Below are 12,271 nucleotides of genomic sequence, written 5' to 3'. Positions count from 1 at the left end.
TTATTCATATTGGTTCTTCACATAATAACCGCTATCCTTCAATAATTTCTCTTTCCGGAATGCTTCCACATCAGCAGCTACCATTTCCTTTACCAGGGCAGGCAGGTCATACTTTGGTTTCCAGCCCAGTTTGGTTCGTGATTTAGTGGGATCACCGATTAATAATTCAACTTCGGTCGGACGGAAATACCTTGGATCTACAGCTACCACTTCCCTGCCCGTTTCCAGTTGAAAATCGGGATTGGAACAGGATACTACAAATCCAACTTCTTTTTCATTCTCTCCTTTAAATTCCACTTCAACACCTACTTCAGCAAATGCCATGCGTACAAATTCACGCACCGGTGTGGTTACACCCGTTGCGATTACAAAATCTTCCGGCGTGTCCTGCTGCAATATCAACCACATCGCTTCTACGTAGTCTTTTGCATGTCCCCAGTCGCGCTGCGCATTAAGGTTACCCAGGAATATCTTATCCTGCATTCCAAGTGCGATTTTTGCAACCCCACGGGTAATTTTCCGGGTTACAAAAGTTTCACCACGTAATGGGGATTCATGGTTGAATAGTATACCATTCACCGCAAACATATCGTAGGCTTCACGGTAATTTACAGTAATCCAATAGGCATACATTTTTGCCACAGCATATGGTGAACGGGGATAGAATGGCGTTTTCTCGCTTTGGGGAACTTCCTGCACCAATCCGTACAATTCGGAAGTGGATGCCTGGTAAACCTTGGTTTTTTTGGTCAGGCCCAGCAACCTTACTGCTTCCAGTATGCGCAGTGTACCGATACCATCCGCATTTGCAGTATACTCCGGCTCCTCAAAACTTACCGCTACATGGCTCATGGCTGCCAGGTTATAGATTTCATCAGGCTGCGTTTCCTGGATGATCCTGATGAGGTTGGTGCTGTCGGTAAGATCACCATAATGCAATTTCAACCGAACATTTTTCTCATGGGGGTCCTGGTAAAGGTGGTCTATACGGTCGGTATTGAACAGGGAAGACCTGCGTTTGATACCGTGTACAAAATAACCTTTGCTCAGCAATAATTCAGCCAGGTAAGCGCCATCCTGGCCAGTAATACCTGTTACTAAAGCGACTTTACTCATAATTCAGGTTTAATTGACTTGGAGCTTCACGTTTCTTTTAAAGTATGGCTCCTCCAAATATTTATAAGAAAAAAAACTAATAACGTAAGAAAATAAAGATATTGTTAAAAAGGCTTAAAATGTCAGAGAGATTTCATTCATATTTTATTGCTTAATCAGATATTGCGGAAGCTTTCTTACTGGCTTTAAGAAAAAAGTAAAAAAATAGGGAGTTAGACCGTTTACCCGCCAGGCTCGCCTATCTTCTCTGTTAGCCCGATATCTATTCGCCAGTCCTGCATTACTTATTCCACCTGCCCTCATTTTTACAATTACCTCAGGTAAATATGTAGCAGGAATATCATATCGAACAAGGAATCTTAGCATTATTTCGTAGTCTGCTGCTGATCTGAAACTTGTATTGAATACCCCGTATATATCATATAACTCTTTTCGTACAAAAAATGTGGGATGGGGGGGCATCCATCCGTAGTAAAATTTCTGGGAACTAAACCCCCCTGATCTCCAATACCTTATAACCGTTTCAAGGTTCCCGGCTTCAACATACTCCAAATCTGCATATACAGCCTGAACTTGAGGATCCCTAAAAAGATCAACCACTTTTTCGATAACTCTATTATGAGCATAAAGATCATCTGAATTCAAAATGCCTATCACTTCACCAGAAGCTATTGAAATACCTTTATTCATGGCAAAATAAAGTCCATCATCCTTTTCAGAACAAACTTTACGAATTCGTGGGAATTGTTTTACAATCTCTAAGGTAGAATCTGATGACAACCCATCAACAATAATATGCTCTATATCCTTATAGGTTTGCTTGTCGATGCTTTCGATCGTATCCCTGATTGTTAATTCACTATTATAGGTCGCTGTTATAATTGAAACCAACATAATTTATTACAACTTATCAGGATTTTCTTTCAATAACACAATTCTCCAATACAAGCATATCCATATTTGTCCTCAAAAAACATTCCAATGCATGTTCAGGTGAATTTACAATGGGTTCATTTTCATTGAAGGAGGTATTCAATAGTATCGGCACACCAGTTTTCTTTCGGAATGTATCTATTAGCTGATAATATCGAGGAGCGACTTCTTTTATAACTGACTGTAGCCTTCCTGTTCCATCTATATGTGTTACCGCAGGTATTTCTGCTTGTTTTTCCTTTTTTATTGGAAATACTTTCTCCATAAATGGGACTGGCTCATTAATTTCAAAGTAATCTGCCACATACTCTTGCAATATGGAAGGAGCGAATGGTCGAAAACTTTCCCTTCGTTTAATTTTTGCATTTAGCAAATCTTTCGCATCAAGTCTTCTTGGATCAGCTAAAATCGAGCGACCGCCCAAAGCGCGTGGTCCAAACTCGGCTCTGCCACTAAACCAACCTACAACACCTGCATCAACTAACTTATTTGCAACGACTTCATAAAGCTCACTATCTTCGTATCGGGTATAAATAATTTTCCTGCTTTTCAAATATTCTTCTATCTCTTCATTCGTAAATTTACTTCCTGTATATGCAGACCAAATTGGCGGTTGTCTCGTTTGATCAAGAATAACATGATTTACATATAAAGCTGATCCCATAGAAATGCCAGCATCATGACCTGCCGATGGAATATATACTTCCGTAAAATCAGTATTCCTGGTAATTTTTCCGTTGGCAACCGAATTTTGTGCTACCCCTCCGGCAATGCATACCTGTTTTAAACCGGTTCTTTTTTGCAAATGCCTCAGGATATGAAAAATGAGTTCTTCGGTAATCCTTTGTACAGATGCAGCCAGGTCTTTATGGTATTGCGTTAGCTCTTCATCTTTAGACCTGGGGTTTCCTAACAGTCTTTCCATTTCCTCACTAAACAAAGTCGCAACAACCGGAATGTGATCATCTCCATAGGATACTATACCACTCTTTCCGGATCTAAAATACTTTAGGTCCAATTCAAAAAGACCATTGTCTTTAAATACCAATATCTGTTTTAATTTTTCTACATAAAGTGCCTGACCATAAGGTGCTAACCCCATCACTTTGTACTCATCACCATAATGAGGGAATCCTAATAACTGTGTTAACGCCGTATAAAAAAGTCCTATAGAATGAGGAAAGTCAATAGAATCTAACACTTCTATTTGATTCCCTCTCCCGATTCCAATCATAGTAGTAGTAAAATCACCCGATCCATCAATTGAAACTAATGCGGCTTCCTGAAAAGGAGATGCGAAAAATGCCGATGCGAGATGACTCCGGTGGTGTTCAACCTGGTGAATTTTTTTCTTAATCGCAATTTTAGCTACTGTAGGATCTAATTTATAAAATTCATCTTCCAGAGAGGCGACTTTCTTTGCATTCTTCAAACGATCTAATACTGCATTCCAACCGCCGCCAGGATTTTTCAACAAATAAGCTACTTTTCTTCCGAGTTTTGCTTTCGGATCGCGTCCTATGGCAATATGATCCAAATCTTTAAGTGTTATGCCGGCTTCTTTTAAACAAAATTTCACCGCTTCTGAAGGGAATCCAGCCCAATGCTTGGTCCGCCTAAATCGCTCTTCTTCCGTAGCAGCAATCATAATACCATCTTTAAATATTGCAGCTGATGAATCAGCATGATAAGCATTGAGTCCAAGTATATACATATTAATTAAATAAGTTTTGATATTGCTGAATTAATTGTCTCGTATCAATTGTACGAATTGCATAATTCAATGCTTGCTGGCAGCAATCATTAAAAGCTTCCTGGTCCCAGGATAATGCTTTTTTTAATGCTGTTATGAATTCTTCCGGCTTTTCCAGGTTACAATCCCAGCCTGCATCCATCGCACTCAAATTTCGCCAGGGCGTGCGATCACTAATCAGGACAGGCCGCCCGAGAGAAAGTGCCTCAATGATCGCATGTCCGTAATTTTCACCTTTTGTAGGTAATAGAAACAAGTGATATTTTTCAATTTCCTGTGGTAATCGTCCCGGATTGATCTCACCCAGCCAATTTACTATAATATGGTCTGGTAATTTATCTATGATCTCCACGCATTGACTCCAATAATATTCTTCTTCCATCGTACCAATAATATCCAATTGAATTTGGCCGCTCAAATTATGAAGTAATCTAATGGCATATAAAACATTTTTAATCGGGTGAATTCGCCCGACCAGCACGATTTTTAAACTGCCCTGATGCTTAGATAGAAAAGATGGTGACTGCCTTATCGTTGCAGGCAGGTTTGGAATAACTATTACAATAGCAGAGTGAAAAACAGATTTTATTTCATCTGCTTCCTCCTGGTTCGATGCATGAAATTGTATTTTTTCGTGTATCCGCATTATGCGCGCTAATTGCAGAAAAATTCTTTTCTTAACAGGCTTGATAGCAAGTGCACTTGGTTTTAACATACCCCTGGCAGCAAGTAAAATTTTACCTCCAAATCCTATTTTAAGCGCTTCTAGTATGACATCTATAGTAAAACGTTTAGAAAATACACTATTTAAATAAATAACGCATGGCTCTATTTCCTGAAAAATCTTTTTAATTACAGGCCTTGATTTTGATAAATTCGAAGCATACCAAACATGGGCACCAGAATGATGCAGCACCCATCGGTCGGTTAGAATTCCGGGTAAAGGTTCACTTCCCCCAAGATCAACTGCACCTGTATAAATATAAAAATCAAAATTTGGACTTAGTGCTTCTACAAGATTCACACAAGATCGAACTGGACCACCAGCCTTAAAGGCAGGATCAAACCAATCAATGCAAACCAATATTTTTTTCCTCATTTACCTGAATACAATTGCAGATTGTGAGTTACCCATTGATACGCGGTAAATAAGGATATTTGAAACTCCCTTATTGTAACCTTTGATATTAATTGGCATAGCCAATCGATCATCAGCAGTCATCTCAGGCAGGAATATTGCCTGATCTTCAATATTTACTAATACGTCTGCCACAGAAGTCGGATTCTCGCATTGTTTATCGCCCTTTATAAAGCATTGTACTGTATTACCCATAAAAGCAATTTTAGCCTTTGTATTTCTTGGAATTGACCTATCTGGTTGCATTTTATGATAAAAATGCAGATTCCAAGCCAGCATTTTCAATTGCTCATTTACGGGATCAATCTGAAGACCGCCTTGAATATATCCGTTCATAATACTTACACGGCCATTAAAACTACTTACTCGTATAGTTGGATTGCTGTCTGCTTTTGAGGGGGCCATCATTATTCCATCCAAACTTAAATTCCCTTTACCCTTTAGATCAACCGGCACTCTTTGATTTCCCTCCCACCAACAGTCTTTTGCAATAAATGAACCTCCGTTATCAACAGAAACATTTGCAAATTGTGCCCCGAATGCCCATAATGCCGCACTGCCTTTTCCACTTGAAACCAGATCACCACCAATAACTCTGTCACCATCTGCAAAAAAAGAATTGGTCTTCTGCACCAGGAGAAAATTCAGCTTGTCCATTGTAATAGTATTCGGACTTATGGAATAAACCTCATCAATAAATGCATGACTACCTGGCTGATCAACATTATTAAATACAAAAATTGAATTTGAAGATTGCTTGCTCGAAAACTGCCCAACTTCTAAATCATGCATTGTAATATAGGAAGGTCCGTAGATTCTAAAGAAAGCACTATCATTTACACCCCTTATTACGGAAGCATTGAACAATCCGTCACCACATAATTGCATATCAGAGCCCGCAGGAATGGAGATTGTTTTATTTATATTAAAAATACCTGTGGGAAAATGTATAATTGGCCTTTTACCGCTAATTTTTGCAGCTTGGTTAATAATAACTTGAATCTGCTCTGTAGTTGCCTGAAATGGTACTTCGAATATTTTTCGTGTTACAATAGTTGGTGTGACAGCCATTTTTTTTTCAAAATCTGCAACATCCGGAATGCTATTTATAATTAACTGATCGCTATAGCTAAAAATTTTACCGCCTTCATTGGCAATCCGTAGCGGTTGTTTTGCATAGCCGTAAGAATTCCCAATCGATAACATAGAGTACGAAACGGGGCACCAGCTCTTTTGATTAACCAGAAATGGGTGAAGTGTATCAAGTGATTTTGTAATCAAATTATCAAATAATGTAATCCTGCCAACATGATAATATTGAATTGGCATGCCTTTGGTCCTGATTACTTTATTCCCCTGAAAAATCCTTTTAAAGGGGTTGCAGCTGGATCCATCATCACCTGAAAATGCCTGCGATTCGAAAGAAAAGCATCCTCTTACCGAAGTGTAATAACTATTCCTATTAATAAAATCCGCAAAAGTTGATTTAATAAACAAACATTTGTATGCATGGTAATTGCCACTATTATTCCAGACACCAATTTGACAGTTCAAAAATTTTGAATCCCATATCCAATAATCTAATGCATTATAGCCTGCGATTTTTATTCCAGCTTGTGAACATTCTGAAAAAAAGCATCTTTTGATTGTGACTTCTGAATCATTGCTGCCTGTTCCTTTAACGCCCCCACCACCCACTGTTCCACCAAATATTCCAAAATCTGGTTTACCGAAAAATTTCAAATCCGAAAATTCAATATTGACCGTCGCAAAACTCATAGAGGTCTTATCCTTCCATTTTTCCATCCAATGCAAGCCGATACATTCCATTTGCTTTTTACCAGAAGCATCCCAGGAAATCCGGGATACTTTGAAATAAGCGCTACCGCTTGCCAGAAGCATAGTGTCAATATCCCCACCTTTCCAAACTATCCTGGTTTTTTCAGGATCAAACCCGATTATAGAACAACCGATTTTCCCTTTTAGTAATAAAGTTGAGGATATCACATAAGTTCCAGCTGGTATATAAACTACAGAATATGCATCCTTTCCAATATTAAAACCCATAGGGGCCACCGTTAGACTATCTATTGCATTCTGAATAGCTCTTGTGTCATCATGCTTTCCATCTCCTATTGCCCCAAACCTGGTTTTCACATTTGCCCAGGAAGGGAAGGGCCCATTAAATTCTTCCTGTGAAAACAACGGCGAACTATTGCATGATAAAATCAATATTATTCCTAAAATTCTAAGCATCAATAAATTTATGTTATTCGATTTTTTGTTAACCAATATTCCATTTGTATTAGCAGCCACAATTTCATCCATTTAGTAGAATCATCGCCTGTTTGAAATGCATTCCACTGGGCTCTTACACTATCAGCATTAAAATATTTTCGGTCACAAAGACTATCAATATTTTGTTGTCCAAATGATTTCAACTCATTTCTCAGCCAATGTTTCCACGGAAAGGTGAAGCCCTGTTTTTTACGATGTACAATATTTTGCGGTAATAAAGTCCCTAGAGATTCTACTAATAATTGCTTGGGGTAGGCTGGGTATTTCCATTCGTCTGGAACTTGAAGAACATATTCTATTAATTGATGATCAAAAAACGGCTCCCTGACTTCAAGGGAAACTGCCATGCTCATTTGATCAGTATCTTTCAATAAAGTTTGCTGTGTATAGCCCAGGTACTCAGCAATGCTGACCTGGCTTAATGAAGGGAATTTGCAGATTGATTTTAGTTTTTCATTTAAAATCAAAAACAGTTGATCTTCAGCAATCGAATTTGAATTTAGCAATTTTATAATTTCGTTTTTCGAAAGCACTTCTCTCAAAACGGGATAAACAGAAGCAATATCCGTTTGTTTAATATTCAATAAAGATTTCCATTTTTCAGTTGTAACAATACTTGAAGCATATTTTCTCAATAAATGCGTATTGCTCCACAGCCGTTTCCATTTCTTCAACTTAAGATAACGCGTAAAAAAAGGATAACCAGCGAATAATTCATCTCCACCAACACCAGAAAGGGCTACGGTTAGCCCAGCATCTTTAACAGCTTTTGAAACAAGATAAGTGTTTACTCCATCACCACTTGGTGTATCCATCGCATTTAATGCTGAAGGCAAGTCCCTTAAAAAGTCGCTTGGTGAAAATTTAATTGTATGATGTTCTGTAGAGAATTTTCTAGCTACTTCATCTGCATATATTGATTCATCAAATTCTTTCTCATCAAATGAAATATTAAATGTAACCGGACGGCTTTGACTTACTTCCCGCATTACCGCAACAACTGCACTTGAATCAATACCACCGGACAAAAATGCACCCAAAGGCACATCACTAATTAAGCGCTGTTCGACCGACTCAAAAAGCAGCGTTTTAATCTTCTTTTGTGTGTTAGCCTTATTTGTAAATGAGTACTTTTCTTCAGGTTCAGTAATATCCCAAAATGAATTAATTTCTACGCCAGTTGAAGAAAATTCAAGGATGTTACCAGCGGCCAATTGCTTTATGTCTTCCACAATTGTTTGCTCACCGCCAATAGACTGGTAATATAAATATTGCTGCAAAGATGCGTTTGATATTCTCCTGTCCAATAAACCTGTTGCCATAATAGCTCTCAATTCTGATGCAAACAATAATTCCTTGCCTTTAAATGAATAGTACAATGGTTTAACTCCTAGCCTATCACGAACCAGGTATAGTTTGGCCGTGTCATGATCCCATGCAGCTAAAGCAAACATTCCCTTAAATCTGCGAATGGCATCAATACCCCAGCAATTCAAAGCTTCAACAAGCACCTCTGTATCACTTGTTGTTTTGAAATTGATATGGTTAAGGGCAGACTTAACTTGTTTAAAATTGAACAACTCACCATTAAATGCTATTGTCCATCTTCCAGATTGGTCAGAAAATGGCTGATTTGCTGCGGATGATAAATCAATAATAGATAATCTCCTGTGCCCAAGCGTAATATTTCCAGCGGAAAAAAAACCATCCGAATTAGGCCCCCGGTGTGCCATAGCATCTGTCATTTTCCTGACAATAAAAGTTCTTGATTCGCTGCTTGTTGAAGAACTATATCCAGCTATTCCGCACATATATTGTGATATATTTCTTTGTACATTTTAATATATTGCTGAGCGATGTCGTCAGGGTTGTATTTTTTTACCACTTCAAATCCGCGACCTATCAACTGCTTTCTATAATCATCTTCATTCTTCACTTTATTAACTGCCGATCTAATAGATTTCTCATCAAAAGGATCAACCAAAACAGCAGCTCCTTCAGCCACTTCCTTCATTGGCAATAAATTGCTGGTAATTACCACTCTACCTGCTTTAAAACCTTCGATAACAGGAAGACCAAAACCTTCATAAAGTGATGGAAAAAGTATGATGTCATTGTTGACATATTCTTCGGCCAGTTCAATATCTGAAATATTGGATTTTACAGAATAATTTATTTTGTACTCTTTAAGCAATTCCATCTGCTCACTGCTATAATTACCAATTAAATTCAACCGACAATTGATGCCACTCAATGATTTTATCGTACGTTCAAAATTTTTATTTGGTGTTGAGCCTATAAACAATATTTCGGGTACTTCTGAATGGAACTCGCGATCCGCAAAATAAACATACTGGTTAACAGGATTAGCAATCACTCTTACCTTTTGCTCACTGCAGCCAGAATACATTACTACTTCGTCTTTTGTCTTCTGCGATATAGTTGAAACTAAAGCAGCTCTTCTTACTGGCCAGTCAAGTAAAATTTTCTTTAAAATCCACCCTTTTATACCTCTTTGCTGAAGGAATACACAATCATGTATAGTTAATACCGAACGCTTACCAGGAAGGAAAAGAACCAGGTAGTGGTTATCACCAGTTACATGGAAAATATCAAACTTAATGCGTAGCCTTAACTTTATTGATGCCCAAGCATTTCGAGTTGAAATTCCGTAAGCTGGCATTTCAATCCTTGACCAATCAATATCAGTACTAAATGCTGAAATTACCTGGCTAAAAACTCTTTCAATACTAAAGAATTGAAAGTTCTTCCTTCGGAAGAGTAGCGCTACTTTCATGCCTATTTTTAGGGAATATTGTTGGAAAACTTTTGTATAACAACCAAATAAATAAGGATGTTTTTATAAGTGAGTTCATAATCTGCAACGTATCTGTTTCCCCTGAATAAACTGTCTGAAAAAACAATACTGGTAACCAGCAAATTAAAAGTGGATATTTTTTCGAGATTTTAAAAATTGTAAGATAAAACCATCTAATAAAAAAACCTAAAGCAGCCATAAAAATCACACCTCCATATACCCCAAAACTACCATATGCTTCTCCAAGTGGACCAACATTCGTTGAATATCCCAAAATTATCGATCCTGTATAGTATTCCATATTAATCTTACCTCCAGCTTCTGGTTTATCGGGCCAAAGGAACCTGGGAACCACCGATGAAGCAATAGTTTTAAATAAATATTCTCCGCGATCATGTTCTTTGTATGTAGGAATACGACGCATCACCAAGGCAATATTAAAACCCTGATTTGCCCTTACATATAATGGAAAATAAGTATCAGGTTCGGCAATTTTGCCACCTTCAGTAAAGCTTTCCACAAAAAGATTGGCAAATAACATAAATTTATTTCCTTCATATCCCTTGTTCCAAATATAGTTTCTATAAGCCACTTTTGTTTTCTGAATACCGGAAAACAAAACCACAGCAATTAAAAAGAAAATAAACTTTTTCCAAATAGATATTTTCCTGCCTAATAAAAAAAAAGAAAGCAGGGTTAATCCCATGTAAATAATAATCGTAAACATCCCTGAATTCAACGTAGTATTTAAAATAAAAAATACAAAGAATATTGAAATCAAGGTTTTGCTTCTAAATGCAGGCGAAAAATAAACATATAAAATTCCTGCAAAAGATGAGAAAAACAATAATAAAGCAAAAAACTGAAGAGTTGATGGTAAATAATCGGATACGAAATAGAATAAAATCCCATATAAAACAATAAATGCACCATATCGTTCCTTCCCTTTTATAATCTCTTTAATTTTATGTACTTGCCTTAATGTAAATAATCCCTCATCTATTCCACCAAGACTTGAGGATATAGGTAGTAATAATACACTACTAAATAAACATATCGCAGGCACTGCAAACTCGAAATAACGATCACTACTCACAGGCATATACTTTACCCAGATCCTTGCTAATATATTCGTATAAGTAAAATACTTATATCCAAATACCGGAATAAGAAGGCATGTCAAGGTATATAAAAAGGCAACTGATTCAAGGAGGATGATTTTTTTCCCTAGCCTTTCTAAAATCAGGAAAAACAAATACAATGCAGTTGTAATTACAATAAAATTATAATTCTGAATAAAAACTCCAATAAAGCCAAGGAAAAGCAGAATTATTGATGGAATATATTTCAACTAGTGAGTTTAAAAAATGACCTTAACAAATTCTGGTTATTCTCTTTTATCGCCAAAATATTACAACTTCCTTCTTTTAATGGAATCATTATCTGAATCAATTTCTTGTCCTGCACAATAAATAATTGGTAACCAAAATCAAGTAGAAGTTGCTGGGCCTGCCCTGGTAAAAGTTTTGCATTTTTAATTTCCGCCCAATCAACAAACTCGAAATAAATAACTGGGGCATCTTCTTTTTTTAGTAATTCTTTCCCGCCGGCAAATGCAAGAAACTCAAATCCTTCAACATCTACCTTAATAAGATCCGGTCTCTTTTTAATCAAATCGTTGACTAAACGGTCAATAGTTATCGTTCGAATGTCTTGTGTCTTTCCGGCAAATGCTGTACTATATGAGCCCTTCCCAAATTTTTCCTTAGGTGTTGTAAAAGGCAAATACTGATCATTTTCCTGGTGAATGGCCAGATTAAAAGCTGCAATATTTTCCAGTTTATTGAATTCAATATTCTTTTGAAGGTACTCAAATACAAATGGTGATGCTTCGATACAAAAACAAGTTATGGATGGATTTCTCTTGCAAATAGGTATAGCAATTGTTCCTATATTAGCCCCTATATCCAATAAGACTCCATTATTAGGTAATAATGATTCAATTTCTTTTATAGTTTCCTCTTCATAGACTCCATTTACAAAATACTCAAATCCTATATTCTCTTTTAGGTTAGGTATCAAAAAACTACAACCCCATTTTCCATTAATCAAAATATTTTTTTGATCAAGTGTGGATTGCTTTAGCAGTTTTTTAGAAATTCTATACTTTCCAGGGAAAATCGGCAACATTCTCAAAATTCTGCTTAACATATTT

9 protein-coding genes are annotated in these 12,271 nt (G+C 36.9%); all 9 read right to left on the bottom strand.

Annotated features, from left to right (window positions below):
- Complete coding sequence (gmd, locus tag LAQ65_RS12890) at window positions 1–1,116, bottom strand: GDP-mannose 4,6-dehydratase (RefSeq protein WP_224117382.1); 1,116 nt, start codon at window positions 1,114–1,116, stop codon at window positions 1–3.
- Between the two features lie 144 nt (window positions 1,117–1,260).
- Window positions 1,261–2,010, bottom strand: a complete 750-nt coding sequence (locus LAQ65_RS12885) for a glycosyltransferase family 2 protein (RefSeq protein WP_224117381.1) — start codon at window positions 2,008–2,010, stop codon at window positions 1,261–1,263.
- Between the two features lie 16 nt (window positions 2,011–2,026).
- Entirely contained in the window at window positions 2,027–3,763 is a 1,737-nt protein-coding gene (locus LAQ65_RS12880) for a carbamoyltransferase family protein (protein ID WP_224117380.1), read from the bottom strand.
- A 1-nt stretch (window position 3,764) separates the two neighbouring features.
- On the bottom strand, window positions 3,765–4,901 hold the full coding sequence (locus LAQ65_RS12875; protein WP_224117379.1) for a glycosyltransferase: 1,137 nt from the start codon (window positions 4,899–4,901) through the stop codon (window positions 3,765–3,767).
- Window positions 4,902–7,268: a glycoside hydrolase family 55 protein gene (locus LAQ65_RS12870; protein ID WP_224117378.1), complete on the bottom strand. Its 2,367-nt coding sequence runs from the start codon at window positions 7,266–7,268 to the stop codon at window positions 4,902–4,904. It abuts the gene before it with no gap.
- The gene (asnB, locus tag LAQ65_RS12865) at window positions 7,205–9,049 is read right to left on the bottom strand and encodes an asparagine synthase (glutamine-hydrolyzing) (RefSeq protein WP_224117377.1); all 1,845 of its coding nucleotides are present in this window, start codon (window positions 9,047–9,049) and stop codon (window positions 7,205–7,207) included. The genes LAQ65_RS12870 and asnB overlap by 64 nt, the downstream gene beginning before the upstream one ends.
- Window positions 9,037–10,035, bottom strand: a complete 999-nt coding sequence (locus LAQ65_RS12860; protein ID WP_224117376.1) for a glycosyltransferase family 4 protein — start codon at window positions 10,033–10,035, stop codon at window positions 9,037–9,039. Before LAQ65_RS12860 ends, asnB begins: the two co-directional genes overlap by 13 nt.
- Window positions 9,989–11,407, bottom strand: coding sequence for a hypothetical protein (locus LAQ65_RS12855; RefSeq protein WP_224117375.1), 1,419 nt, complete (start codon window positions 11,405–11,407; stop codon window positions 9,989–9,991). Before LAQ65_RS12855 ends, LAQ65_RS12860 begins: the two co-directional genes overlap by 47 nt.
- Window positions 11,404–12,267, bottom strand: a complete 864-nt coding sequence (locus LAQ65_RS12850) for an FkbM family methyltransferase (protein WP_224117374.1) — start codon at window positions 12,265–12,267, stop codon at window positions 11,404–11,406. The genes LAQ65_RS12855 and LAQ65_RS12850 overlap by 4 nt, the downstream gene beginning before the upstream one ends.
- Between the last annotated feature and the right edge of the window lie 4 nt (window positions 12,268–12,271).

Source organism: Flavihumibacter profundi, assembly GCF_020076305.1.
GTDB classification, from domain to species: domain Bacteria; phylum Bacteroidota; class Bacteroidia; order Chitinophagales; family Chitinophagaceae; genus Flavihumibacter; species Flavihumibacter profundi.
The sequence above is the reverse complement of the archived record's forward strand: the minus strand, read 5'-3'. Positions and strand labels throughout refer to the sequence as shown.

Coding starts and splice junctions, on each gene's coding strand:
- LAQ65_RS12880 (WP_224117380.1), bottom strand. CDS start 3,763: ATGTATATACTTGGACTCAATGCTTATCATGCTGATTCATCAGCTGCA.
- gmd (WP_224117382.1), bottom strand. CDS start 1,116: ATGAGTAAAGTCGCTTTAGTAACAGGTATTACTGGCCAGGATGGCGCT.
- LAQ65_RS12870 (WP_224117378.1), bottom strand. CDS start 7,268: ATGGATGAAATTGTGGCTGCTAATACAAATGGAATATTGGTTAACAAA.
- asnB (WP_224117377.1), bottom strand. CDS start 9,049: ATGTGCGGAATAGCTGGATATAGTTCTTCAACAAGCAGCGAATCAAGA.
- LAQ65_RS12860 (WP_224117376.1), bottom strand. CDS start 10,035: ATGAAAGTAGCGCTACTCTTCCGAAGGAAGAACTTTCAATTCTTTAGT.
- LAQ65_RS12885 (WP_224117381.1), bottom strand. CDS start 2,010: ATGTTGGTTTCAATTATAACAGCGACCTATAATAGTGAATTAACAATC.
- LAQ65_RS12875 (WP_224117379.1), bottom strand. CDS start 4,901: ATGAGGAAAAAAATATTGGTTTGCATTGATTGGTTTGATCCTGCCTTT.
- LAQ65_RS12850 (WP_224117374.1), bottom strand. CDS start 12,267: ATGTTAAGCAGAATTTTGAGAATGTTGCCGATTTTCCCTGGAAAGTAT.